Here is a 23,177-nt window from a genome sequence, read left to right on the forward strand (position 1 = left end):
CGGCGGACCTGCGGATCATCTTTCAGGACACGACGCGCGGCGGGTTCTTCTGAAAGGATGGCGATGAATCCCCGCCACCCACGCCGAACCCGATCAATCCGCCGCCAGGGCGGGCGTGATCTTTGCCACGCCGGCCTCATATTTCAGATTATGGACCGAAATCGCCGTTTCCACCCGCTGCACGCCCGGAAGGCTGCGAATCTGTTCGGTGATCAGTATGTTCAGCTGCTCGATATTGGTGAAAAGCCCCATCGCGAGCAGATTGAAACGGCCCAGCATCAGAACGACGCAGCTGATTTCAGGAAGCTGCTTCAGCCGTTCGGCCAGCTCGGTCACGCGGGACGGGTCGGCATCGATGCCCATCATGCAAAGGTTGGGCGAACCCGCCATACGGAAATCGGTCACCACGGTGAACTGGATCAGCCCTTCATTTTGCAGACGCTTGATCCGCGTGCGGATCGTCCCCTCCGTCACGCCCAGTTCCGCCGCTATGGCGCGGTTGGAAATCCGCGCGTCCCGCGCCAGCTTGTCGACGATCTTGTGATCCAGCGCGTCGAGCCGTTGCCAGTTGTTGTCGGTCATAGCGGCACCACGTTGAATTCATATTTCGCAATGTCGACGGCGATGCCGGATTCGATCTGCGCCACCCCCGCTATGCCGGCGACATGATCGTAGAGGAACTCCTGAACCTCCGAAAAATCATGGAGCGCGACCATCAGTTCCAGGTCGTGCTTGCCGTTCATGACGTTGACGCTCAGCACTTCGGGAAATTTGGCAAGGTCGCGGCCGACATCATGAATGCCGCGCCCATGCACCTTCACGCCCACGGCGATGATGACATTATAGCCCCGCGCGGCAAAATCCGTAACCGCGACGACGCGCATCGCGCGCGCGTCCTCCATCTTCTGCAAACGGGCGGAAACAGTTGCCGCCGTTACCGACAACTGCTTGGCGATGTCCTGATTGGTCGCCCTGCCATTGGTACGGAGAATTTCAATGATGCTGGTATCGAGAGCATCCAACGTGGGCGGTGTCGTCGCCCGCCCGCTTCTTATTTGCATTCCGTACAGCCTCCCATTCGCCGCCGGAACATAGCGCGCGGAAAAGCGGAGCGCCAGACATCATGGCGCACAAGTCACCGCCTTTCATTGATCAAGCCACGATAATCTATTATCGTAGAATAATGCCATATATTTTACATGAATTGACAATAAATTCCTATTATTATCTAGTAATGCGTAGTATTTTCCCTACGAAAAATATATGAACAAATCCAGTCCCGCCTCCGCGCCGCGCCTACCTCTCAGGAGACAGCCATGCTTTCGAAAGTGACGATTGCCCATACCGATCTGATGGTTAGCCGCCTGTGCTATGGCACCAACATGCTCGGCTGGTCGATCGATCAACAGCGCTCCGACGCCATTCTCGATAAATTTGCGGAGTTGGGCGGCAATTTCATCGATACGGCACGTTCCTACGGCGACTGGGTGCCGGACGCGCCCAAAGGAGCCAGCGAGCGCGCGATAGGCGCCTGGCTCAAGGGCCAGAACCGCGAGGATTTCGTCATCGCCACCAAGGGCGGTCATTTCGACATGCGCGCGGGCGATTACCGCAATCGCGTCAACGCCACGGACATCGCCAGCGATCTTGACGAGAGTTTGAACCATCTGGGCGTCGACACGATCGACCTCTACTGGCTGCACATGGATAATCCGGACACCCCTGTCAGCGAACTGATCGAGTTACTGAACGACGCCAGGACGGCCGGCAAGATCCGCTGGTTCGGCGCATCCAACTGGACCGATGCCCGCGTGCTTGAAGCCAATGATCATGCCAGAGCCACCGGCAAGACTGGTTTCGTCGCCGTCGAACCCTTTTGGGGGCTGGCCAAGCCCCATGAACAAAATGCGATCCAGCAGGGGTATCAACTCTATTTCGAAGACCATGGCGGCGCGCTCAAGGATGCGGATCTTGCCATCATTCCCTATTGCTCGCAGAGCCGGGGCTATTTCGGCATGCTGGAACAGGGGGAGGACGCCCTTCCCGACGCCCTCAGGGCATTTTACGACAATCCGGTCAACCAGGCTCGTTTCAAGGCGGCGAAAACCATTGCGCAGCGTCATGGCGCGACGGTGCCGGAAATCGCCCTGGCCTATCTGCTGAACCAGCCGCAGCAGGTGATCCCGATCTTTGGCGCATCCAGCCCCACACGGATCGAGGAAAGCGTGAAAGCGGCCGCCATCACGCTGTCGGCGGAAGAAGTGGCCGAACTTCGGGCCGAATAGGGCGCCGCGCGGCGGGATCGCCGGGCGGCCTGCCCCGCCGCGCTTACCCCTCCGGGTAGAGCGCGCGGCGCAGCGCCACGACGGCGTCCTGCCTCATCCGCACCGATGCCGGCGCATCGGGCAATATGTCGAAACCATGATAGGCGCCGGGATAGACATGCAATTCCGTCGCCACGCCGGCCTCTATCAGGCGGCGGGCATAATCCATGTCTTCCGCCAGGAAGAGGTCAAGCGCACCGACCGCGATGAAGGCCTGCGGCAGCCCGCCCAGATCGGCCGCGCGCGCCGGCACGGCATAGGGCGGCACCTCGGCCGCACCCGGCGCCCGTCCCAGCAGCGATCGCCAACCGAAAGCGTTCGCTTCCGGCGTCCAGACGAAAGCGCCCAGATGATCTGCCTGCCGGGCGATGCAGGTGCGGTCGTCCAGCATCGGATAAATGAGATTCTGGTGGACGATGGCCGGACCGCCACGGTCACGGACGAGCAACGTCAGCGCCGCGGCAAGACCACCGCCCGCGCTTTCGCCGCGCACCGCGATGCGCGCAGGGTCGACGCCGAGCAGCGCAGCCTGGTCATGCAGCCAGCAAAGCGCGGCATGGCAATCTTCGACCGAACCCGGCGCGGGCGTTTCCGGAGCCAGCCTGTAGTCGACCGAAACCACCACCGCCTCCACCGCCGCCGCCATCACCATGTTGGAGGCATGGTTGGTGGCCACCGATCCCATGACATAGCCGCCACCATGGATATGGAGAATGGCAGGCAGCGGGGCAGAGGCCGCAGCGGGCGCATAGACACGCACGTGCACCGGTCCGTGCATGCTTTCGACGCGCTCCTCCCGCCAGGTCACGCCGGTCCCTTCGGGTTCGGGCGCCATCGCGGTCATCTGTTCCATGCCCTCGCGGATGGCGGGCAGGCTCTGATTGTTGAGGTCCAGCGGCGGCATGATGTCCAACCCCGCAAGCAAGGCGGGATCGACCAGGTTCCGCATGAGTTCCATCCTTTGCATCATTCTCCCATCCTTGTTCACTGTCAAAAGCGCGGAAGGCAGGCGCGCGTCGCATCCACCGCCGCGCGGGCGCGGTCCAGCGCCGGGACGCCTGCATCCATAGCCGATTGCCGGGGCGCCTCGATGCTGAGGCGCACTTGCGGGTCCAGCACATTCAGGAAGGCCGCCATGTCGAACACTCCTTCGCCCGGCAACAGGCGCTGAATGCCTGCTTCCCATGCGATCCTGTCGGGGGGCATTTCCGCCGGTCCATCGGAAAGCTGGACGATCCGGATATTGGACCGGATATGGGGATCAGCCAGCAATGCCATGCTGTTTTCCACGTCCCCTCCCCGCATGAGGTGCAGCAGGTCGAGCGTCACGCCCATATTCGCGCGGCCGACCCGCTCGATCTCCGCCAGCGCTTCGGCAAATGTGCGGACCTGCGAAGGCGAGTAGAATTCCAGGGCAAGGCCTATACCGAACGCTGCGGCCAGCTCAGCCAGTTCGGCCAGCTTTTCAGTGCGGCGGACAGGATCGCGATCGTAACATAACACATTGGCGAGCGGTGCGCCGAGTTCCGCGCTCACCTCAAGCGCGGGCGCGAAATCGGCGACGACCGTGCGGCCCGCCATGGTGAAGGGATAGACGAGATCGACGGTGACGCCGGTTGAAGCCAGGGCATTGCGGGTCTTCCGCCTCTGGGACGGATCGCGCACCAGATCATAGTCCGGCATCGCCGGCAGCACCGCCATCGAATGGAGGAAGGGACAGATGCCCGAACAGCCCGTGGCCGCCGCCAGTTCGGCAAGCTGCCACGGGGTCGCATCGGTGATGCTGATATGGTCGAGCGACAGGCTTCTTCCGGCCGTCACGCCCCTCTCCTCAATTCACCGCCGCCTCTCGCGCCTTGAGCATGTCGAGCGCGACATCGACGATCATGTCCTCCTGACCGCCGACCATCTTGCGGCGGCCGAGTTCGACCAGGATCGTGCGGGTGTCGAGGCCATAGGTTTCCGCCGCCTTCTCCGCATGACGCAGGAAGCTCGAATAGACGCCCGCATAACCCAGTGCGAGGGTTTCGCGGTCGACGCGGACCGGGCGGTCCTGAAGCGGGCGGACAAGGTCCTCCGCCGCGTCCATCAACGCATTGACGTCGCAGCCATGGTTCCAGCCCTTGCGATCGGCCGCCGCGATGAACACCTCCAGCGGCGCATTGCCCGCGCCCGCGCCCATGCCGGTGAGCGAGGCATCGATCCGCACCGCGCCGCCCTGCGCCGCGACGATCGAGTTGGCAACGCCCAGCGAGAGATTATGGTGGGCGTGCATGCCGCGCTGCGTCTCAGGCTTCAGCACGCGGTCATAAGCGTCCAGCCGGGCCTTCACCCCATCCATGTCGAGCGCGCCGCCGCTGTCGGTCACATAGACGCACTGCGCGCCATAGCTTTCCATCAGCAGCGCCTGCCCCGCAAGCTGTTCCGGCTCGATCATGTGGCTCATCATGAGGAAGCCCGAGACGTCCATGCCAAGGTCGCGGGCAATGCCGATATGCTGCTTGCTGACATCCGCCTCGGTGCAATGGGTCGCCACGCGGACCGAGCGCACGCCGATCTCATAGGCGCGCTTCAGTTCCTCGACCGTGCCCACGCCGGGAAGGATGAGCGTGGTGAGCACCGATTTGGTCAGAACCGAAGCCACCGCCTCCAGCCATTCCCAGTCGGTATGCGCGCCGAAACCATAGTTGAAACTGGCGCCATTGAGGCCATCGCCATGAGCGACCTCGATCGCGTCGACCCCTGCGTCGTCCAGCGCCCTGGCGATCGCCTTCACATGATGGATGCCGTACATGTGACGGATGGCGTGCATGCCATCGCGCAGTGTGACGTCCTGAATGTAGAGCTTGTCGCCCGCTTCCACGTTGAACTGGGCACTCATGCGGCCACCTTCTTTCCTGCGCTGATACGCTGCGCCAGCAATTCGCCGGTCGCCTTGGCGGCGGCGGTCATGATGTCGAGATTGCCCGAATAGCTGGGGAGATAGTCGCCAGCCCCTTCGACTTCGAGCAGGATCATCGTCTTGACGCCAGTGAACTCGCCCCGGCCGGGAATCTTCAGCTTGTTATTGTCGCCGAAGCGTTCGAACTGCACTTCCTGCTTCAGCCGATAGCCGGGCACATAGGCCTGTACCTTCTTCACCATCGCCTCGACCGAAGCGCGGATGGTTTCCTCGTCGGCGCCTTCGGAGAGGGTGAAGACGGTGTCGCGCATGATCATCGGCGGTTCGGCGGGGTTGAGGATGATGATCGCCTTGCCCTGCGCCGCGCCGCCGACCTTCTCGATCGCGCCCGCCGTGGTGCGGGTGAACTCGTCGATATTGGCGCGGGTGCCGGGGCCCGCCGAACGCGAAGACACCGACGCCACGATCTCGGCATAATGCACGGTCGCCACCTGGCTCACCGCAGCCACCATCGGGATCGTCGCCTGACCGCCGCATGTCACCATGTTGACGTTGCCCGCATCCAGATTGGCTTCGCCGTTGACGGTCGGGATGGTGTAGGGGCCGATGGCGGCGGGGGTCAGGTCCACCACCTGCTTGCCGTCGGCGCGCAGCGCGGCGTCATGGACCTTGTGCGCATAGGCGCTGGTCGCGTCGAAGACGATGCCGATCTCAGGATAGACGTCCATCTTTTTAAGGCCGTCCAGCCCTTCATGGGTGGTGGCGACGCCCCGCTCGCGGGCCATGGCGAGGCCTTCGGAGGCTTCGTCGATCCCGACCACGGCCACCAGTTCCATATTCTGCGGATATTTGATCATCTTGATCATCAGGTCGGTGCCGATATTGCCCGATCCGATGATCGCTGCCTTGACCTTGCCAGTCATTGACTACTCCCTCAGCATCGCCTTGGCGACGCGACAACAAAAGCTATATGAAGCGCGCGGTGCAGGCGCCGACACCATGCAACTGCATTTCAAACACATCGCCCGCCTTGGCAGGCTCCAGCGGCACCAGACTGCCCGACAGGATCACATCCCCCGCCTCCAGCGTGACGCCATAGGCGCCCAACGTGTTGGCGAGCCACGCCACCGCTTCCGCCGGCGAACCCTGCACCGCATGGCCATAGCCTTCGGAAAGCGGCTGGCCGTTCTTGGTCACGGTGACGTGGAGATTGGGCAGATCATGGGCCTGTGGATCGGCGCGGGCCTCGCCCAGCACATAGACCCCACAGGAAGCATTGTCCGCGACCGTATCGACGATGCCGATCTTCCAGTCCTGAATACGGCTGTCGACAATCTCGAAACAGGGCACAATGGCTTCGGTCGCGGCGATCACCTGCTGCGCCGTGACGCCGGGACCTTGGAGGCTGTCCTTCAGGATGAAGCCGATTTCGGCCTCGGCGCGCGGCTGTATCAGGCCGTTGGCGGCAATGTCGATATCGCCTTCCACGAACATGCGGTCGGTCAGGAAACCGAAGTCGGGCTGGTGCACGCCCAGCATGTCCTGCACCGCCTTCGACGTGACGCCGATCTTCTTGCCGACGACGCGTTCGCCATCGGCCTTGCGCCGTTCGAGCGCCCCCAGCGAAATCGCATAGGCGTCATCGATCGTGAGGTCAGGATAGCGCCCCATCAAGGGCGGCACCGTCCGCTCTTCCCGCAAGGCGCGATAGAGTTCATCCGCCAGTAGTTCGTTGCTCACAAATAGCCTCCATCCTGAAAGATGAGGGGCTCAACCCTCTCGCTGAGCCGCACTGCATCGACGCGGGCGACAACGATGCTGTGCGTCCCGAACGGCGTCATGCTGAAGACGGTGCAGGTGAGATTGGCCTGCGCCTCGTCCAGCATCGGCAGCTCGTGACGATCGGGCACCCACTGCCCGACCTCGAACCGTTTTTCCCGCGCCACGGCACCCCCGAAAGCCGCCGACACATCCCGCTGATGGCGGGAAAGAATGTTGACGCCGATCGGGCAACCGGGCGCCAGACAGGAGTGGATGCCGGCCGACTGATTGATGCAGACCAGCACCGCCGGCGGCTCCATCGTCAAAGAGGTGATGGATGTCGCGGCCATGCCGACCGGCCCATCATCCCCCTTCGTCGTGATGATCGCGACCCCCGACGCCAGCCGCCGCATCGCGCCCCTGAACCCGGCGGCGGCATCGGCCTCCGCAGGCACCCTCACCGCCGCGCTAGCCATGGAGAAATTCGAGCGCATGGCGGTTGAACTCATCGGCCCGCTCCACCTGCACCCAATGGCCGACCTTGTTGAAGGTCACGCAACGGACATCGTCACAGGCTTCGAAAAAGAGGTTGATGCCCTCCAGCGGCATGAAGCGCTCATTATAGCCCCAGAACAGCAGGATCGGCATGCTGAGTTCGTTGAGGCGCGGGGCGAGATTGGGCGTGCGCATCCGCACGATCACATCCTTGGGCTGGGTGCTGGCGACGGCGAAGCGTTCCTTGACCAGCGCGTCGGTGACATGGACCGGATCATATACCAGATTGGTTATGAGACGGCGCTGTTCCTCTTCGTTGAAGTCGGGTCCGCCAAAGGAACTGACCATGCCGGCAATGCCCGGCATCCGGAAATATTCCTCCTGGCTATGGATGCAACCCGGCGCCATCAGGATCAGCCGGTCGATGAATTCGGGATGATCGAGCGCCATCTGGATCGCGATGCCGCCGCCCAGCGAATTGCCGACCAACGTGGCCCTTTCAACGCCATGGGCCTTCAAAGCCTCGTACAGCGTGTCGGTGAACAGCTGGAGGGTATAATCGATGCCCTCCGGCTTCGACGACTGACCATAGCCGATGAGGTCGGGCAGGACGACGCGATAGCCGCGCTGGATGAAAGCATCGACATTCTGCCGGAAATTGGAAGCGCCCGATGCCCCCGGACCGCTGCCGTGAATGAAGACGACGGCGGGACCGCTGCCCGCCTCCGCAACGGAAATATCGTAGCCACCCGTAACGCCATGCATCGTGCGGGAGAGTTCGTTCGTCATGACGGCTCCTTTCAGATGAAGGTGAAGGCGGGCAATTCGCCGCGCATCGTGCCGATGACGTCGCCGGTACGGTTCGCCGGATCATTGGCGACATGCGCGCGCGCGGCTTGCAGGTCGAGCCAGGGCTGAATGACCGGGCTGGACATATAGATCGCGCGACCGCCCAGCAGCTTCACCATGTCGTCGGCCAGGTCCGCCATGCGGCGCACGACGCTGGCGGATTGATAGGCGAACAGGCCGCGCCGCTCCATCGGCACAGGCTCGCCTCGCTCGGCATAGCCCATCATCTCGTCGAACGCAGCCCGATGGGTGAGTTCCATTTCCTTCACCTCCGCGATCGACCGCGCGATCGCCGCATGGAGGAAGGGATCTGCCTTCGACGCCTTGCCGGTATTGGTCGACACGCGATTCTGCATGATCTCGATCGCCGCATCCGTCGCGGCGCGCACCCCGCCAAAAGCGGCGGTCGACACCGAACGCATGAACACCTGCGCCCAAGGCAGGCGATAGAGGGGAGCCGAATTTTCCTTCTGTCCAGGATTGGTGCAGGCGAAGCCGTCTGCCGCGCGATGCGTGCGATATTCCGGCACGAACACCCGCTCCACGACGATGTCGAAACTGCCGGTGCCCTGAAGGCCGAACGTATCCCAGCTTCCTTCGATCACCTGATAGTCGGAACGCGGCAGCAGGAAGGTCCGCATGTCGGGCGGGCCGTCTTCCGGGAAATAGAGCGCGCCCAGCAGGACCCAGCCGCAATGGCTGGACCCGGAGGAAAAGCCCCAGCGGCCCGACAGGTAGAAGCCGTCATCCGCCTTTTCCACCTTGCCCACCGGCTGATAGGTCGAGGATACCAGCATGTCGGCATCGCCGGCCCAGACATCCTTCTGCGCCTGATCGTGGAACAGGGCGAGTTCATAAGGGTGGCAACCCAGCACGCCATAGATCCAGCCCGTAGACATGCAGCCTTCGGCCAGCGCCTTCTGGATTTCGAAGAACACATTGGGGTGCATTTCATAACCGCCCCAACGCTTGGGCTGAAGCACCCGGAAGAAGCCCGCAGCCTTCATTTCAGCCACTGTTTCGACCGGCACGTCATGGTTCAGCGCGCAGGCCCGGGCGCGGTCGCGCAACACGGGAATCATGGCGCGCGCGCGCTCGATCAGGCTTTCGGGGGATGGCGAAGATGCCTCTTCCACACCTGCCTTTTGACTCGCCATCGCTCCCGTCATCCTCGTCTCCATTCAAGCCACTGTGCCGATATCGGCTAGATGCGTAGCATATATAAATGTTAATTACGCAAAACGTCAAGACAAACAGGACTTGCACATTCCACGCGATGCTTATAGGCGATTCACGAACGAATTACCATTGTCACGTTAATCGATGGCGATTCACTCGCGAATTTTGCGGTAAAAACCCGAATCATGATTAGATTTGCGTAGTCAAATTGACATTTTACCGATGTGAGAGACAATGGCCGGGCGGCGAAAAATGGACAACAGGGCGAGGCAGCAGGAATGGCAGTAAAATCGCTTGGTTATGTGATCATCGAGGCGCGCGACCTGTCCGCCTGGGGTGATTTCGCATGCAATGTCGCCGGCCTGATGCCTGCGCATTCCGATTGCGACGATGTCGCGCTGTTCCGCATGGACGATCGCCCCTTCCGTCTTTGGGTGCAGAAGGGCGATCGCGATGCATTCGTTGCGCCGGGTTGGGAATTCGCGACTCGGGAGGAATTCGACTCGGCGCTGGCCCGGCTGGAGGCGGCAGGGCGACCGGTCGAACGCGCCGATGTCATGGAGGCACGGGCGCGCAAGGTCTATGAACTCGCGCGGTCGTCGGACCCCGCCGGCAACGCCATGGAGCTGTTCTACGGCCGGTTCGTCGATTATGCCCCCTTCATATCACCCGCCGGCGTCAGCGGATTCGTGACGGGCGACAATGGCGATATGGGCCTGGGCCATATCGTCCTGACCGCGCCCAATTTCGAGGAAACGCACGTCTTTTACAAGGATGTGCTTGGTTTCGCAGACACCGATCTGGGCCGCTTCTACCTGATGGGCGGCGGACCGGACGATCCGGGCGTGGGCTTTGCCTTCCTCCATTGCAATAGCCGTCATCACAGTCTGGCGCTGGGGCAGTTGCCGGAAAGTCCCAATGGCGCCGTGCACATGATGCTGGAGGTCGGCACGCTGGAAGATGTCGGCCGTGCCTATGACCGCGTTCTCAAGAGCAAGGGCAAGGTTCCGCTGTCGGCAACGCTGGGACGCCATGTCAACGACAAGATGACGTCCTTCTACATGCAGACTCCCGGTGGATTCGACATTGAATATGGCTGGAACGGTCTGGTGATCGATCCCGCCACATGGATTCCCACAACCAGCCTGTCCGTGAGCGATTGGGGCCACAAATGGGCGCATGAAAGTGATTGAGATGACGACAGCGACTTTGGACAAGAGGATGTCGGCGCAAGATGTCGTCGCATCCCTGCGTGACGGGATGACGATTGGGATTGGCGGTTGGGGTCCGCGCCGCAAACCAATGGCTCTGGTGCGGGAAATCCTGCGCTCTGACCTCAAAGACCTCACCATCGTCGCCTATGGCGGCGCGGATGTGGGCATGCTCTGCGCGGCGGAGAAGGTGAAGAAGCTGGTCTTCGCTTTCGTCTCGCTCGACGCCATTCCGCTGGAACCCTGGTTCCGCATGGCGCGCGAAGCAGGCGGACTCGAAGTCCTCGAACTGGACGAAGGCATGTTCCAATGGGGCCTGAAGGCCGCCGCCTTCGGCCTGCCCTTCCTGCCGACCCGCGTGGGCCTGGGCACCGACCTTGCCCAGCTGGGCGGCCTCAAGACCGTGCAGTCGCCCTATGAGGACGCCGAAACGCTGGTCGCCATGCCTGCGCTGAAGCTGGACGTCGCGCTGATCCATGCCAATCGCAGCGACTGGCGCGGCAATGTCCATCTCTTCGGCGCCGACACCTATTATGACGAATGGTTCGCGAAAGCAGCCGCCAAGACTTATGTGTCCTGCGAGGAATTGATCGACCGCATGGAAGATCATTACCCCGACGACGCGCAGCTTAACGTGTTCGAGCGCTGCTTCGTCAGCGGCGTGGTCCACGCGCCCTGCGGCGCGCACCCCAGCTCCATGCCCCCGGCCTATGGCTGGGACATGAAGGCCTTCAAATCCTATGCCGACGCCGCCCGCGAACCGGGCGACTGGGCGGCGGTGGCGGATCGCTTCGTGGGGGCGAGCGAAGCCGAATATCTGGCAAGCATTGGCGGAAAGGAGGCGGTGGCGGCTCTCCCGCTCCCGATATTCTGATGACTGACGTAACTCTGGCAGAACTCTGCATTTTCGCCTGTTCGGAAGCATTCCGCAACAATGGCGAAATCATCGCCACCGGCGTCGGTCCCGTGCCGCGCCTCGCCGCGAGCCTTGCCAAGCTGACCCACGGCCCGGAACTGATGATGACCGATGGCGAAGCCTATCTGGTCGAGCAGCCGGTGCCGATCGGCCCGCGCGGCTATGATGAACGCAAGGCGGCGGGCTACCTTCCCTTCTCGCGCTTCTTCGACAGCGCGGTGTGGACCGGCCGCCGCCATGCCATGGTGACACCGACCCAGATCGATCGCTTCGGCCAGATCAATTTGAGCTATCTGGGCGGCACATACGACAGGCCCAGGACCCAGATGCTGGGCGTGCGCGGCTTTCCGGGCAACACCATCTATCACGCGAACAGCTTCTTCTTCCCGATGCACACGGCGCGGACGTTCGTGAGCGGCGAGGTCGATATGGTGTCGGGCGTCGGCTATAATCCGGCCAAGCGGGTGCCGGGCGGCAATTATTCGGGCGTCGACCTGCGCCGGATCGTCACCAACCTGTGCGTCATGGATTTCGGGGGCACAAACAACGCGATCCGCGTGATCTCGCTACATCCCGGCGTGACCTTCGAGGAGGTGCAGGAGGCGACCGGCTTCCCGCTGGAGAAGGGCGACATCGTCGAAACGACGCTGCCAGGCGCCGAAGCGCTGGCGATCATCGCCAGCCTCGACCCGCACAACATCCGCGCGTCCGTCATCAAGGACAATCCGCCTGCAAGGAGGGCATGATGAGCGACAGTGATCATCTGGTCGAACCGCAAAAGGTCGACATCGTCTACGAAACCGACCAGCCGGTCACCTATGAGGTGATCGACCATGTCGCATGGATCATGCTGAACCGTCCTGGCTTCAACAATGCCCAGAACGGCCAGATGACCTATGCGCTGGACGACGCTTTCATGGCCGCGACCAACGATGATGACGTCCGCTGCATCGTTCTGGGCGGCAATGGCAAGCATTTTTCCGCCGGGCACGACATCGGCACGCCGGGCCGCGACCTGCACAAGCAGTTCGAGAACCGGCTGATGGTGCCGGGCCATGTCAACAAGCCGGCGGCGGAACTGCTCTATACCCGCGAGAAGGAGCAATATGTCGGCATGTGCCGGCGCTGGCGCGACGTCGCCAAGCCCACCATCGCCATGGTGCAGGGCGCCTGCATCGCGGGCGGGCTGATGCTGGCGTGGGTTTGCGACCTGATCGTGGCGAGCGACGACGCTTTCTTCCAGGATCCGGTCAATCGCATGGGCATTCCGGGCGTCGAATATTTCGCCCATGCCTATGAGCTGCCGCCCCGCGTCGCCAAGGAGTTCCTGCTGCTGGGCGAGCGCATGAGCGCCCAACGCGCCGAACAGTTCGGCATGGTGAACAAGGTCGTGTCGCGCGAGCAGCTGCGCGAGACGGTGGCGGCCATGGCGGCAAAGCTGGTCGCGCAACCCCGCCTCGGCAACTGGCTGACCAAGCAGGCGGTCAACCATGTCGAGGAACTGATGGGCAAGCGCAACGCGATGGAGGCGGTCTATCATATGCACCACTTCGCCCATGCGCAGAACGACCTGACGCAGGGCAACTCCATCGCCGGCCTCGACGCCAAGGCAATGGCCGCCGCGAACAAGAAAGAAGCGGGCGAAGCATAATGAGCGACCCGCTGCATACCGTCCTGACCGAGCGGCTGGGCTGCCGCTGGCCGATCATCCAGACCGCCATGGGCTGGGTGGCGGAGCCTTCGCTGGTGATCGGCAGCTCCAACGCCGGGGCCTTCGGTTTCCTCGGCGCGGCGGTGATGACACCGGACGAAGCGCGCACGAAGATATTGGCCATCCGCAAGGGCACCGAACGCCCCTTCGGCGTCAACTTCCATATGTTCCAGCCCGGCGCCGACCAGATCGTCGACCTGATCCTCGCCAACAAGGATCAGGTGCGCGCCGTCAGCTTCGGACGCGGACCGAATGCGAAGATGATCGCCCGCTTCAAGGATGCAGGCATCCTCTGCGTGCCGACCGTGGGCGCGGTGAAGCACGCGCAGAAGATGGTCGAACTCGGCGTCGACATGGTGAATGTGCAGGGCGGCGAAGGCGGCGGCCATACCGGATCGGTCGCGACCACGGTGCTGCTGCCACAGGTGCTGGACGCGGTGAAGGTGCCGGTGATCGCCAGCGGCGGCTTTGCCGACGGACGTGGCCTCGCGGCGGCGCTCGCTTATGGCGCGGTCGGCATCGCCATGGGCACGCGCTTCCTGCTGACGAAGGAAAGCCCGGTCCCCGATGCGGCCAAGGCGGAATATCTGAAAGCCGGCACCGATCGCATCATCGTCACCACCAAGCTGGACGGCATCCCCCAGCGCATGATCGCCACGAAGCTGATGGACCGGATCGAGAAGTCCGGGAAACTCGGCATGTGGCTGCGCGCCATCGAGGCGAGCCGAACGATGAAGAAGCAGAGCGGCGCAAGCTGGTGGGGCCTCATCCAATCCGCACGGGGCATGACCGCCCATGGCGCGATGCCCTTACGCCAAGCGATGATGGCCGCGACCATGCCGATGCTGATCCAGAAAGCGGTGGTCGATGGCGATATCGAGCATGGCGTGATGGCGACCGGCGTGGTCGGCGGACGCATCAGCGAGATTCCAACCTGCCAGCAACTGGTCGACCGCATCGTGGACGAGGCGCACGACCGTCTGGCCGCACTCGCCGCGCTGGGCCGCGAAACCACGCCCGCGCTCTGAGGAGAAATTCAAGATGCCGATCACATGCACCATCCAGGACCGGATCGCGGAAATCGTCTTCGATCATGCGCCGGTCAACGCCTTCGACAGCGCAACCTGGAACAGCCTGCCGAAGATCATCAGCGAAGCGGCGCGCAACGAGCAGGTCCACTGCATCCTGATCCGGGCCGAAGGGCGCGGCTTCTGCGGCGGCGTCGATATCAAGGAGATGCAGGCCCATCCCGAGCGCATTCCCACTCTCAATCGCGGCAACTACCTGACCTTCAAGGCGATCCATGAAGCCGAAATCCCGGTCGTGGTCGCGGTCCACAAGTTCGTGATCGGCGGCGGCATCGGCATTTGCGGCGCGTCCGACACGATCATCGCGGCGGACGACGCCTATTTCTCCCTGCCGGAGATCGACCGCGGCGCGATGGGCGGGGCCAGTCACATGTCGCGCATGTTGCCGCTGCACAAGGTCCGCGCGGCCTTCTTCACCGGCGGCAATATCCCGGCGCAGGAAGCCTGGCGTCTGGGCGCCATCGAGAAGGTCGTGCCCCGCGCCGACCTCGAAAGCGAGGCGCGTGCCTTCGCCGCCTTGATCGCATCGAAATCCCGCAAGGCGCTGGTCATTGCCAAGGAAGCCCTCAACGGCCTCGAAGCCCGCGACGTCGATCGCGGCTATCGCTGGGAACAGGGCTTCACGCTGGAAATGTACATGCATGAAGACAGCCAGAAGGCCCGCGACGCCTTCGTCGAAACCGGCAAGGCGGCGAAGTTCTGATGGACCTGACCTACACTCCCGAACAACAGGCTTTCCGCGCGGAAGTGCGCGCCTGGCTGGAAGCCCATGTGCCTGCGCACCCGCTCGAACATTATGACGCGACCCGCAAGGGGTTCGAGGCGCATCGCCGCTGGGAAGCGACGCTCAAGACCGGCGACTGGGGCATGGTGACATGGCCGAAGCAATATGGCGGCCGGGGCGTCGACCTCATCCAATGGCTGATCTTCGAGGAGGAATATGCCCGCGCCGGCGCGCCGGGGCGCGTGGGTCAGAACGGCATCTTCCTGCTCGGCCCGACGCTGATCGAATTCGGCACCCATGAACAGAAGCAGCGCTTCCTGCCGCCCATGGCGAGCGGCGAGGAAATCTGGGCGCAGGCATGGTCCGAACCGCAGGCGGGGAGCGACCTTGCGGGCGTGCGGGCGACCTGTTCGGCGGATGGCGACGATTATATCCTCAACGGCCACAAAATCTGGTCGAGCCGCGCCGTGTTCGCCGACTGGGCCTTCGGCCTGTTCCGCACGCCGGGGACCGAGCGGCACAAGGGGATGAGCCTCATCTTCTTCCCGCTGAACGCGCCCGGCGTGACCGTCAACGCGATCAAGAAGATCAACGGCCATGTCGGCTTTGCCGAAATCTTCCTCGAAAATGTCCGCGTTTCCGCCTTCAATCGCTTGGGCGACGAGGGGCAAGGTTGGCATATCTGCATGGCGACGGCGGGCTTCGAGCGCGGGCTGATGCTGCGCTCCCCCGCCCGCTATCAGGTCGCGGCGGCGAAGCTGGCTGAGCTGTGGCAGGCCCGCAAGGAAACCGCCGATCCGATGCTGGAGGCGGACGTCATCCGCGCCCATATGAACGCTGAAGCCTATGCGCTCAGCATCTACCAGACGGCCTCGCGGCTGATGGCGGGCGCGAAAATCGGGCCGGAAGCCAGCACCAACAAGATCTTCTGGTCCGAGATGGACATTCACCTCCACCAGACCGCGCTCTCGATCCTGGGGACCGAGGCGGAACTGATCCCGCCGCCGGGCGCGCATGACTGGCTGGACGATTATATCTTCTCGCTCGCCGGGCCGATCTATGCCGGGTCGAACGAAATCCAGCGCAACATCATCGCCGAGCGGATGCTCGGCCTGCCGCGCTGAGGGAGGGGCGGACATGGACTTCACCCTGAACGAAGAACAGATGATGTTCGCCGAGACGGCCCGCACGCTGTTTGCGGATAGCTGCACGCCCGATCACTGGCGCCGGATGATGGAAGCCGGCGTCGCGCATGACGATGCCCGCTGGGGCCAGATCGTCGAAACCGGCCTGACCCTCGTGCTGCTGCCGGAAAGCGCGGGCGGCATGGGCCTTTCCGAAACCGACTTCGCCCTGATTGCGCAGGAAGCGGGCTATGTCGCCCTGCCCGAACCGCTGGTGGAAAGCGCTGGCGTCGCCGCCCCCATGCTGGCGAGCCTCGCTCTCGATCATCCGGTGCTGGCCAATCCGCTGGCGACCATCGCCATCGCGCATCCGATCAACCCCTTCGTCGCCCATGCCGACAGCGCGGCGGCGATCCTGCTGGAGAAGGATGGCGAAGCCTATCTCGCTACGCCCGATCAGGTGACGCTGACCGCACAGCCTGTCATCGATCCCTTCCGCCGCCTGTTCCGCGTGGAGTGGAGCACGGACAATGCCACCCCTCTCGGAAAAGCGGACTGGACCCTCGCGCTGGACCGCGCAGCCCTCTTCGCCGCCGCGCAGGGCCTCGGCCTCGCCCAGCGCGCCGTGGACATGGCGGTCGACTATGCCAGGGAACGCCAGCAATTCGGCAAGCCCATCGGCAGCTATCAGGCGGTGAAACACCACCTTGCCTCCGCGCAGGTCGCGATCGAGTTCGCCCACCCCGTGGTCATGGCCGCCGCCGCCGAAATCGGCCATCGCGACCTCCACGCCCGCGCCCGCATCAGCCATGCCAAGATCGTCGCGCTCGAAGCCGCCGACAAGGCCGCCCGCGCCTCGATCCAGGTGCATGGCGCCATGGGCTATAGCTGGGAGGTCGACGTCCACCTGTTCCTGAAACGCGCGCTGGCGCTGACCCAGAGCTGGGGCACCCCCGCCTGCCACCGCGCCCGTATCGCGCAGCGGCTGTTCACCCAGCCGAACGGCCCCGACCAGACCTTCGCCAGAGAAACCTCAAACGCCGAGACAGAAAATGCCTGAAGCCTATATCATTGATGCCGTCCGTTCGCCCGTCGGCCGCAAAAAAGGCAGCCTCGCCGCCGTCCACCCCGCCGATCTCGGCGCCCATCCGATCCGCGAGCTGGTCAAGCGCACCGGCATCGATCCGGCACTGGTCGACGATGTGGTCTGGGGCTGCTGCGACACCATCGGGCCGCAGGCCGGCGACATTGGCCGCAGCGCATGGCTGGTCGCAGGCATGCCCGAGGAAGTGCCCGGCGTCACCATCGACCGCCAGTGCGGCTCCTCGCAACAGGCCGTGCATTTCGCCGCGCAGGGCGTGATGAGCGGCACGCAGGACTTCGTCGTCGCGGGCGGCAGTCAGGCGATGAACGCCATCCCCATCTCCGCCGCCATGTTCGCGGGGCAGGCCTATGGCTTCGACAGTCCCTTCCTTGGGTCGAAAGGCTGGGACGCCCGCTATGGCGACGAGGAAGTGAACCAGATCCGCTCGGCCGAGATGATCGCGGAAAAATGGAGCATCAGCCGCGAAGCGATGGAGCACTTCGCCCTCGCCTCCCACCAGCGCGCGCAGGCCGCCTGGGACAATGGCTGGTTCGACCGCGAAGTCGCCCCCCTCGAAGGTCTGGCCAAGGATGAAACCATCCGCCCGACCACCACGCTGGAGGGCCTTGCCAGCCTCAACCCGGTGCGCGAAGGCGGCGTCATCACCGCTGGCGTCGCCAGCCAGAATTGCGACGCGGCCGCCGCTTTGCTGATCGCCAGCGAACGGGCGGTGAAGGACCATGGCCTGAAACCCCGCGCCCGCATCCATCATCTCTCGGTGCGCGCCGCCAATCCGGTGTGGATGCTGACCGGCCCGATCCCGGCGACGCAATATGCGCTCAGGAAGGCGGGCATGTCGGTCGGCGACATCGACCTGTTCGAATGCAACGAAGCCTTTGCCAGCGTCACCATGGCGTGGATGAAGGAACTGGATATCCCGCATGAGAAGGTCAATGTGCAGGGCGGCGCGATTGCGCTTGGCCATCCCATCGGCGCGACCGGCGCGCGGCTGATGACGACGCTGCTAAACGCGCTGGAGCGCACCGGCGGCCGCTATGGCCTCCAGACCATGTGCGAAGGCGGCGGGCAGGCCAACGTCACCATCATCGAGCGGCTGTGACATGCCCTGCTACGCCTATCAGGGGATCATTCCCGTGGTCGACCCGACCAGCACCGTCCATCCGCTGGCGTCGCTGATCGGGGACGTGATTGTCGGGCCGGGCTGCTTCATCGCGCCCGGCGCGTCGCTGCGCGGCGATTTCGGGCGGATCGTGGTGGAGGGCGACAGCTCGATTCAGGACAGCGTGACGGTGCATGCGAACCAGTTGCGCGACACGGTCATCCGGCGGGGCGCGACCATCGCGCACGGCTCGATCATCCATGGCTGCGAGATTGGCGAGAACACGTTGGTCGGCATGAACGCCGTGGTGCTGGACAATGCGGTGATCGGCCCGGAAAATCTGGTCGCGGCCTTGAGCCTCGTGAAGTCCGACACGCAAACCCCCGCTCGCAGTCTGGTCGCGGGCAATCCGGCGAAAGTCGTCAAGAACTTCGAACCGCATCAGATCACATGGAAGAATGACGGCGAGGGCGAATATCAGAAGCTGGCACGGGCAGCCCTGACCGAACTGGTCGAAGCGCAGCCCCTGCCCGCACCCGAACCGAACCGCCAGCGCATCCAGTCCGACGCCATCGCCGTGCGGCTCACCGGCCCCACCGCCGCGCTCAAGGAGAAACGGGCATGAACGACGCCGCCATTGCCATTCCCAACCTGCTCTATCTTTACGCGGAGCTGATCGACGCCGCCGATTTCCTCGGCGCCGCGCGCCTGTTCCGTCATGGCGGCGTCGTCACCGGCGGCCAGCGGATCGAGGGCGAGGAAGCCATCGCCGCGATGTGGCAAAGCTGGATGCGCCTCTATGACGGCAAGCCGCGTACCCGGCATCTCATCACCAACCCGATCATCCTGCTGGGCGAGGACGGCCAAAGCGCCAACGTCCGCTCGCAATGGACGGTGTTGCAGGCGACGGAGGGCTATCCGCTCCAGCCGGTCGCCACCGGCCGCTATCACGACAAATTCCAGCGGATCGACGGACAATGGTGCTTTGTCGAACGCGATTATGCGCAGGTCGACCTCACAGGCGACCTCAGCGCGCATCTTCTCCAATCTCTGAAGGACGCTTGAAAATGGGTATCTGCGAAGGACGGGTTGCTATCGTCACCGGGGCGGGCAATGGCCTCGGCAAAGCCTATGCGCTGGGCCTCGCGGCGGAGGGCTGCAAGGTCGTGGTCAATGATCTGGGCGTCGGCACCCATGGCGAGGCGGGACTGACCAAAGGCGCCGCCGAACAGGTGGTGGACGAAATCCGCGCCTTGGGGGGTGAGGCGGTCGCCAACACCGATGACGTCGCCGACTGGGACGCGGGCAAGCGCATGGTCGAGCAGGCTCTCGACAGTTTCGGCGCGCTCCATGCGGTGGTCAACAATGCCGGTTTCGTGCGCGACCGCATGTTCTTCACCTGCTCGCCCGAGGAATGGGATGCGGTCATCCGCGTCCACCTGCGCGGCCATTTCTGCACCACCCGCCACGCCGCCGAATATTGGCGGGCGCAGGCCAAGGCAGGGAACCCCGTCGACGCCCGCATCATCAACACGACCAGCGGCGCAGGCCTTCAGGGGTCGGTCGGCCAGTCGGCCTATTCGGCGGCCAAGGGCGGGATCGCCGCGCTGACTCTGGTGCAAGCCGCCGAACTGGCGCGGCTCGGCATCACCGCCAACGCGCTCGCGCCCAATGCCCGCACCCGCATGACCGACACCGGCGCCTTCGATATGGAAGTGAAGGATGGCGGCTTCGACGTTTTCGCGCCGGAGAATATGGCGCCTTTGGTCGCCTATCTGGTGTCGGAACAGTCGAAAGGCGTCACGGGGCAAGTGTTCGAGTTGAAGGGCGGCACCATCTTCCTGTCGCAAGGCTGGACCGACAGCCCCGCCCATGACAAGGGCGCGCGCTTCACGGCGAGCGAACTCGATCCCATCGTCCGCCGGCTGATCGAAACCCGCGAGCCCGCCAAGTCGGTCTACGGAGCCGCCTGATGGACTTCGCGTTCAGCGACGACCAGCGCGCGATACAGGAGGCCGCCCGCAACTTCCTGAGCGACGCCGCCAATGCCGCAGCCGTGCGCGCTGCGGTGGAGGGCGCGACCGGCTTTGACGAAGCACTGTGGGTCGGCCTTCAGGAGATGGGCTTTACCGGTCTGATGGTGCCGGAGGCTTATGGCGGGCTGGGGCTGGGCGCGGTGGAAATGGCGCTGGTGTTGGAGGAGATGGGGCGCGTGCTGGCGCCAGTGCCCTTTTTCGAGACTGCGGTTCTGGCCGTGCAGGCCGTGCTGGCGGCGGGGAATGAGGGGCAGCTTACGACACTCCTTCCTCGCCTCGCTTCCGGCACGCGAGCCTGTTTTGCCGGAACGGCCGGCCGCCCCACCCTTTCGGGCGGTCGGCTGACAGGCACGGCGGATTTCGTGACCTTCGGCCATGTCGCGGAGTTGATCGTGGTCGCCACGGCGGATGACAGTCTGGTGGTGCTGGACGCGGGCACGCCGGGCCTTTCCGTGGAGGCATTGCCGAGTCTGGACCGAACGCGGCGCTTCGCGACGTTGCGTTTCGACTGCGCGGTGACGCCGGACATGATATTGGGCGAAGCGGGCGGGGCAAAGGCCGCGATCGAGCGCACGCTGTCCATCGGCGCCGGGCTGCTGGCCGCCGAGCAGACGGGCGGGATGCAATACAGCCTCGACGCGACCGTGGATTATGCCGGGCAGCGCGTCCAGTTCGGGCGGCTGATCGGGTCCTTCCAGGCCTATAAGCATATGCTGGCGGACATGATGATGCTGGTCGAGGCATCGCGTTCGGCCGCTTATTATGCCGCCGCCGCCATAGACGAAAATGGCGGGGAACTGGCTGAGGCCTGCCATGTCGCGCGTTGCTATGTATCCGACGCCTATCGCTCGGTCAGCGGCGACGCGATCCAGCTGCACGGTGGCATCGGCTTCACCTGGGAACATCACGCCCATCTCTATTTCAAGCGCGCGCGCGCCACGGCAAGCTGGCTCGGCACCGCCGACCAGCATCGCGAAGCGCTCGCCCGGATCATCATGAAGGATGCCGCATGACCCCGACCTCTCCCGTTCCTTCCTACCCCACCCCGCTCGGCATGCTGAAAGGCAAGACCGTGGTGGTGACCGCCGCCGCGGGCACCGGCATCGGCTTCTCCGCAGCCAAACGCGCGGCCGAGGAAGGGGCAAAGCTGCTGATCAGCGATTTCCACGAACGCCGCCTTGGCGAAGCCGCCGACCGGATCGCGGATGAAGCGGGCGTGGAACGGCCAGCGACCTTCGTGTGCGACGTCACCAGCGAACAGGCCGTGCAGGGCCTGCGCGATGCGTCGCTGGCCGCATTGGGCAAGGTCGATGTGCTCATCAACAATGCGGGCCTGGGTGGCGAGGCCGATATTGTCGACATGACCGACGACCAGTGGAACCGCGTGCTGGACGTCACCCTGACAAGCCTGTTCCGCATGACCCGCGCCTTCCTGCCGCACATGTATGCCAACAGGTCGGGCGTGATGGTCAACAATGCCTCCGTCCTTGGCTGGCGCGCGCAAAAGGGGCAGGCGCATTATGCCGCCGCCAAGGCGGGCGTCATGGCCTTCACCCGCTGCGCCGCGATCGAGGCGGCGGAGCATGGCGTGCGCATCAACGCCGTGTCGCCCAGCCTTGCCATGCACCCTTTCCTGGCCAAGGTGACGACGCAGGAAGCGCTCGACCTGCTGGTCGAGAAGGAAGCATTCAAACGCCCCGCCGAAGTGTGGGAAATCGCCAATGTCATGATGTTCCTGGCGAGTGACCTGTCTTCCTACATGACCGGGGAAATCGTCTCCGTGTCGAGCCAGAGGGCCTGATCCGATGACCGCCACCATTTTCGAATCCCCCCGTGAGTTGCTGGGCAGGGAAGGCACGATCCTGGGTCCCAGCGACTGGATGACCATCGATCAGGGCATGATCGACGCCTTTGCCGATTGCACCGGCGATCATCAGTGGATTCATGTCGACACGCAGCGGGCGAAGGATGGCCCCTTCGGCGCAACCATCGCGCACGGCTATCTGACGCTCAGCCTGACCAATATGATGATGCCGGGAATGATCGACGTACAGCGCTTCGCCAGCGGCCTCAATGTCGGCACGAACAAGCTGCGCTTCCTCAATCCCGTCCGCTGCGGATCGCGCATCCGCGGCGTGGGCGAAATCCTTTCGGTCGAGGAGGTCGCGGGCGGCGCGGCGATCCAGGCAGTGATCCGCGTCACCGTCGAAATCGACGGCGAAGAAAAGCCCGCCTGCGTCATCGAAGCCATCACCCGCTATTTTCCGGAGTAACAAGATGCCCGATCCCGCCAAGATGGAAGCCGCCATTCACGCCTATGTCGCCGCATTCGAGGCGGGCAGTCCCGATCAGGCCGCCGCTCTCTTCGCAGAGGATGCCACGGTCGAGGACCCGGTCGGCAGCCCGCCGCACAAGGGCCGCGAGGCCATCCGCGCCTTCTACGCCGCGTCCATGCAGACCGGCGCGAAGCTGAAGCTGGAAGGGCCGGTCCGCATCTGCGGCGACCATGCCGCCTTCCCTTTTTCCGCGAACCTCGATTTCGACGGCAGCCCCAAGCGCATCGATGTGATCGACACCTTCCGCTTCAACGAAGCGAATGAAGTGATCGAAATGCGCGCCTTTTTCGGTCCCTCCAACATGCACGGTTTTTGAG

At 63.9% G+C, this 23,177-nt stretch carries 27 protein-coding genes; 17 read left to right on the plus strand and 10 right to left on the minus strand.

From position 1 onward, the window contains the following. Positions 1-93: 93 nt before the first annotated feature. Together RUH75_RS01395 and RUH75_RS01400 are read right to left on the minus strand one after the other, a co-directional pair. Complete coding sequence (locus tag RUH75_RS01395; protein WP_313801421.1) at positions 94-582, minus strand: Lrp/AsnC family transcriptional regulator; 489 nt, start codon at positions 580-582, stop codon at positions 94-96. Beyond that, positions 579-1,061, minus strand: coding sequence for an Lrp/AsnC family transcriptional regulator (locus RUH75_RS01400; RefSeq protein ID WP_313801423.1), 483 nt, complete (start codon positions 1,059-1,061; stop codon positions 579-581). The genes RUH75_RS01395 and RUH75_RS01400 overlap by 4 nt, the downstream gene beginning before the upstream one ends. Positions 1,062-1,316: 255 nt before the next feature. On the opposite strand from RUH75_RS01400, the gene RUH75_RS01405 reads away from it, so the two are divergent. Next, entirely contained in the window at positions 1,317-2,285 is a 969-nt protein-coding gene (locus RUH75_RS01405; protein ID WP_313801425.1) for an aldo/keto reductase, read from the plus strand. Positions 2,286-2,328: 43 nt separating this feature from the next. Here the strand turns inward: RUH75_RS01405 and RUH75_RS01410 are convergent, their stop codons facing one another. The 8 genes from RUH75_RS01410 to RUH75_RS01445 form a co-directional block, all read right to left on the minus strand. Then, positions 2,329-3,282 (minus strand): alpha/beta hydrolase, encoded by a 954-nt coding sequence (locus tag RUH75_RS01410; protein ID WP_313801426.1) that lies wholly within the window; start codon positions 3,280-3,282, stop codon positions 2,329-2,331. A 32-nt stretch (positions 3,283-3,314) separates the two neighbouring features. After that, positions 3,315-4,145 (minus strand): sugar phosphate isomerase/epimerase, encoded by an 831-nt coding sequence (locus tag RUH75_RS01415; RefSeq protein WP_313801427.1) that lies wholly within the window; start codon positions 4,143-4,145, stop codon positions 3,315-3,317. Positions 4,146-4,155: 10 nt separating this feature from the next. Further along, entirely contained in the window at positions 4,156-5,205 is a 1,050-nt protein-coding gene (gene dmpG / locus RUH75_RS01420; protein WP_313801430.1) for a 4-hydroxy-2-oxovalerate aldolase, read from the minus strand. After that, a complete protein-coding gene (locus RUH75_RS01425; protein WP_313801432.1) occupies positions 5,202-6,149 on the minus strand; it encodes an acetaldehyde dehydrogenase (acetylating) in 948 nt (315 codons plus the stop codon). Before RUH75_RS01425 ends, dmpG begins: the two co-directional genes overlap by 4 nt. A gap of 43 nt (positions 6,150-6,192) precedes the next feature. Further along, positions 6,193-6,897: a fumarylacetoacetate hydrolase family protein gene (locus RUH75_RS01430; RefSeq protein WP_409592306.1), complete on the minus strand. Its 705-nt coding sequence runs from the start codon at positions 6,895-6,897 to the stop codon at positions 6,193-6,195. Between the two features lie 65 nt (positions 6,898-6,962). Next, entirely contained in the window at positions 6,963-7,463 is a 501-nt protein-coding gene (locus RUH75_RS01435) for a flavin reductase family protein (RefSeq protein ID WP_313801436.1), read from the minus strand. After that, a complete protein-coding gene (locus tag RUH75_RS01440) occupies positions 7,456-8,271 on the minus strand; it encodes an alpha/beta fold hydrolase (protein ID WP_313801438.1) in 816 nt (271 codons plus the stop codon). The genes RUH75_RS01435 and RUH75_RS01440 overlap by 8 nt, the downstream gene beginning before the upstream one ends. A gap of 11 nt (positions 8,272-8,282) precedes the next feature. Next, complete coding sequence (locus RUH75_RS01445; RefSeq protein WP_313801440.1) at positions 8,283-9,500, minus strand: acyl-CoA dehydrogenase family protein; 1,218 nt, start codon at positions 9,498-9,500, stop codon at positions 8,283-8,285. A gap of 288 nt (positions 9,501-9,788) precedes the next feature. Here RUH75_RS01445 and RUH75_RS01450 point away from each other — a divergent pair, with 288 nt between their 5' ends. From RUH75_RS01450 to RUH75_RS01525, 16 genes are read left to right on the plus strand one after another with little or no spacing between them, the layout of a single operon-like run. Next, a complete protein-coding gene (locus RUH75_RS01450) occupies positions 9,789-10,703 on the plus strand; it encodes a VOC family protein (protein WP_313801442.1) in 915 nt (304 codons plus the stop codon). 28 nt (positions 10,704-10,731) lie between these two features. Beyond that, a complete protein-coding gene (locus tag RUH75_RS01455; RefSeq protein WP_313801444.1) occupies positions 10,732-11,595 on the plus strand; it encodes a CoA transferase subunit A in 864 nt (287 codons plus the stop codon). Next, the gene (locus RUH75_RS01460) at positions 11,595-12,383 is read left to right on the plus strand and encodes a ketoacid CoA transferase (protein ID WP_313801446.1); all 789 of its coding nucleotides are present in this window, start codon (positions 11,595-11,597) and stop codon (positions 12,381-12,383) included. The genes RUH75_RS01455 and RUH75_RS01460 overlap by 1 nt, the downstream gene beginning before the upstream one ends. Continuing rightward, a complete protein-coding gene (locus RUH75_RS01465; protein WP_313801448.1) occupies positions 12,383-13,288 on the plus strand; it encodes an enoyl-CoA hydratase in 906 nt (301 codons plus the stop codon). Before RUH75_RS01460 ends, RUH75_RS01465 begins: the two co-directional genes overlap by 1 nt. After that, positions 13,288-14,376 carry a nitronate monooxygenase gene (locus RUH75_RS01470; RefSeq protein WP_313801450.1) on the plus strand — a complete coding sequence of 363 codons (1,089 nt, stop codon included), beginning with the start codon at positions 13,288-13,290 and terminating at the stop codon, positions 14,374-14,376. Before RUH75_RS01465 ends, RUH75_RS01470 begins: the two co-directional genes overlap by 1 nt. A gap of 13 nt (positions 14,377-14,389) precedes the next feature. Further along, positions 14,390-15,139 carry an enoyl-CoA hydratase family protein gene (locus RUH75_RS01475; RefSeq protein ID WP_313801452.1) on the plus strand — a complete coding sequence of 250 codons (750 nt, stop codon included), beginning with the start codon at positions 14,390-14,392 and terminating at the stop codon, positions 15,137-15,139. Beyond that, positions 15,139-16,284: an acyl-CoA dehydrogenase gene (locus RUH75_RS01480; RefSeq protein WP_313801454.1), complete on the plus strand. Its 1,146-nt coding sequence runs from the start codon at positions 15,139-15,141 to the stop codon at positions 16,282-16,284. The genes RUH75_RS01475 and RUH75_RS01480 overlap by 1 nt, the downstream gene beginning before the upstream one ends. A 13-nt stretch (positions 16,285-16,297) precedes the next feature. Further along, positions 16,298-17,344, plus strand: a complete 1,047-nt coding sequence (locus RUH75_RS01485) for an acyl-CoA dehydrogenase (RefSeq protein ID WP_313801456.1) — start codon at positions 16,298-16,300, stop codon at positions 17,342-17,344. Further along, positions 17,337-18,488 carry an acetyl-CoA C-acetyltransferase gene (locus RUH75_RS01490; RefSeq protein WP_313801458.1) on the plus strand — a complete coding sequence of 384 codons (1,152 nt, stop codon included), beginning with the start codon at positions 17,337-17,339 and terminating at the stop codon, positions 18,486-18,488. The genes RUH75_RS01485 and RUH75_RS01490 overlap by 8 nt, the downstream gene beginning before the upstream one ends. Before the next feature lies 1 nt (position 18,489). Then, complete coding sequence (locus RUH75_RS01495; protein WP_313801460.1) at positions 18,490-19,113, plus strand: phenylacetic acid degradation protein PaaY; 624 nt, start codon at positions 18,490-18,492, stop codon at positions 19,111-19,113. Further along, positions 19,110-19,553, plus strand: a complete 444-nt coding sequence (locus tag RUH75_RS01500; protein ID WP_313801462.1) for a nuclear transport factor 2 family protein — start codon at positions 19,110-19,112, stop codon at positions 19,551-19,553. Before RUH75_RS01495 ends, RUH75_RS01500 begins: the two co-directional genes overlap by 4 nt. A 2-nt stretch (positions 19,554-19,555) precedes the next feature. Beyond that, positions 19,556-20,461 carry an SDR family oxidoreductase gene (locus tag RUH75_RS01505; RefSeq protein WP_313801464.1) on the plus strand — a complete coding sequence of 302 codons (906 nt, stop codon included), beginning with the start codon at positions 19,556-19,558 and terminating at the stop codon, positions 20,459-20,461. Continuing rightward, positions 20,461-21,537: an acyl-CoA dehydrogenase family protein gene (locus RUH75_RS01510; protein ID WP_313801466.1), complete on the plus strand. Its 1,077-nt coding sequence runs from the start codon at positions 20,461-20,463 to the stop codon at positions 21,535-21,537. Before RUH75_RS01505 ends, RUH75_RS01510 begins: the two co-directional genes overlap by 1 nt. Next, positions 21,534-22,325 (plus strand): SDR family oxidoreductase, encoded by a 792-nt coding sequence (locus RUH75_RS01515; protein ID WP_313801468.1) that lies wholly within the window; start codon positions 21,534-21,536, stop codon positions 22,323-22,325. Before RUH75_RS01510 ends, RUH75_RS01515 begins: the two co-directional genes overlap by 4 nt. Before the next feature lie 4 nt (positions 22,326-22,329). Beyond that, positions 22,330-22,797: a MaoC family dehydratase gene (locus RUH75_RS01520; protein ID WP_313801469.1), complete on the plus strand. Its 468-nt coding sequence runs from the start codon at positions 22,330-22,332 to the stop codon at positions 22,795-22,797. A 4-nt stretch (positions 22,798-22,801) separates the two neighbouring features. After that, a complete protein-coding gene (locus tag RUH75_RS01525; protein ID WP_313801470.1) occupies positions 22,802-23,176 on the plus strand; it encodes a steroid Delta-isomerase in 375 nt (124 codons plus the stop codon). Position 23,177: the final 1 nt, after the last annotated feature.

This window comes from Sphingobium sp., from assembly GCF_032153725.1.
Classification (GTDB): domain Bacteria; phylum Pseudomonadota; class Alphaproteobacteria; order Sphingomonadales; family Sphingomonadaceae; genus Sphingobium.

What these genes read in the sequence shown, in the direction of transcription:
- RUH75_RS01395 (WP_313801421.1), bottom strand. Translation starts at nt 582, where the DNA reads ATGACCGACAACAACTGGCAACGGCTCGACGCGCTGGATCACAAGATC.
- RUH75_RS01400 (WP_313801423.1), bottom strand. Translation starts at nt 1,061, where the DNA reads ATGCAAATAAGAAGCGGGCGGGCGACGACACCGCCCACGTTGGATGCT.
- RUH75_RS01405 (WP_313801425.1), top strand. Translation starts at nt 1,317, where the DNA reads ATGCTTTCGAAAGTGACGATTGCCCATACCGATCTGATGGTTAGCCGC.
- RUH75_RS01410 (WP_313801426.1), bottom strand. Translation starts at nt 3,282, where the DNA reads ATGGAACTCATGCGGAACCTGGTCGATCCCGCCTTGCTTGCGGGGTTG.
- dmpG (WP_313801430.1), bottom strand. Translation starts at nt 5,205, where the DNA reads ATGAGTGCCCAGTTCAACGTGGAAGCGGGCGACAAGCTCTACATTCAG.
- RUH75_RS01425 (WP_313801432.1), bottom strand. Translation starts at nt 6,149, where the DNA reads ATGACTGGCAAGGTCAAGGCAGCGATCATCGGATCGGGCAATATCGGC.
- RUH75_RS01430 (WP_409592306.1), bottom strand. Translation starts at nt 6,897, where the DNA reads ATGGGGCGCTATCCTGACCTCACGATCGATGACGCCTATGCGATTTCG.
- RUH75_RS01435 (WP_313801436.1), bottom strand. Translation starts at nt 7,463, where the DNA reads ATGGCTAGCGCGGCGGTGAGGGTGCCTGCGGAGGCCGATGCCGCCGCC.
- RUH75_RS01440 (WP_313801438.1), bottom strand. Translation starts at nt 8,271, where the DNA reads ATGACGAACGAACTCTCCCGCACGATGCATGGCGTTACGGGTGGCTAC.
- RUH75_RS01445 (WP_313801440.1), bottom strand. Translation starts at nt 9,500, where the DNA reads ATGACGGGAGCGATGGCGAGTCAAAAGGCAGGTGTGGAAGAGGCATCT.
- RUH75_RS01450 (WP_313801442.1), top strand. Translation starts at nt 9,789, where the DNA reads ATGGCAGTAAAATCGCTTGGTTATGTGATCATCGAGGCGCGCGACCTG.
- RUH75_RS01455 (WP_313801444.1), top strand. Translation starts at nt 10,732, where the DNA reads ATGTCGGCGCAAGATGTCGTCGCATCCCTGCGTGACGGGATGACGATT.
- RUH75_RS01460 (WP_313801446.1), top strand. Translation starts at nt 11,595, where the DNA reads ATGACTGACGTAACTCTGGCAGAACTCTGCATTTTCGCCTGTTCGGAA.
- RUH75_RS01465 (WP_313801448.1), top strand. Translation starts at nt 12,383, where the DNA reads ATGAGCGACAGTGATCATCTGGTCGAACCGCAAAAGGTCGACATCGTC.
- RUH75_RS01470 (WP_313801450.1), top strand. Translation starts at nt 13,288, where the DNA reads ATGAGCGACCCGCTGCATACCGTCCTGACCGAGCGGCTGGGCTGCCGC.
- RUH75_RS01475 (WP_313801452.1), top strand. Translation starts at nt 14,390, where the DNA reads ATGCCGATCACATGCACCATCCAGGACCGGATCGCGGAAATCGTCTTC.
- RUH75_RS01480 (WP_313801454.1), top strand. Translation starts at nt 15,139, where the DNA reads ATGGACCTGACCTACACTCCCGAACAACAGGCTTTCCGCGCGGAAGTG.
- RUH75_RS01485 (WP_313801456.1), top strand. Translation starts at nt 16,298, where the DNA reads ATGGACTTCACCCTGAACGAAGAACAGATGATGTTCGCCGAGACGGCC.
- RUH75_RS01490 (WP_313801458.1), top strand. Translation starts at nt 17,337, where the DNA reads ATGCCTGAAGCCTATATCATTGATGCCGTCCGTTCGCCCGTCGGCCGC.
- RUH75_RS01495 (WP_313801460.1), top strand. Translation starts at nt 18,490, where the DNA reads ATGCCCTGCTACGCCTATCAGGGGATCATTCCCGTGGTCGACCCGACC.
- RUH75_RS01500 (WP_313801462.1), top strand. Translation starts at nt 19,110, where the DNA reads ATGAACGACGCCGCCATTGCCATTCCCAACCTGCTCTATCTTTACGCG.
- RUH75_RS01505 (WP_313801464.1), top strand. Translation starts at nt 19,556, where the DNA reads ATGGGTATCTGCGAAGGACGGGTTGCTATCGTCACCGGGGCGGGCAAT.
- RUH75_RS01510 (WP_313801466.1), top strand. Translation starts at nt 20,461, where the DNA reads ATGGACTTCGCGTTCAGCGACGACCAGCGCGCGATACAGGAGGCCGCC.
- RUH75_RS01515 (WP_313801468.1), top strand. Translation starts at nt 21,534, where the DNA reads ATGACCCCGACCTCTCCCGTTCCTTCCTACCCCACCCCGCTCGGCATG.
- RUH75_RS01520 (WP_313801469.1), top strand. Translation starts at nt 22,330, where the DNA reads ATGACCGCCACCATTTTCGAATCCCCCCGTGAGTTGCTGGGCAGGGAA.
- RUH75_RS01525 (WP_313801470.1), top strand. Translation starts at nt 22,802, where the DNA reads ATGCCCGATCCCGCCAAGATGGAAGCCGCCATTCACGCCTATGTCGCC.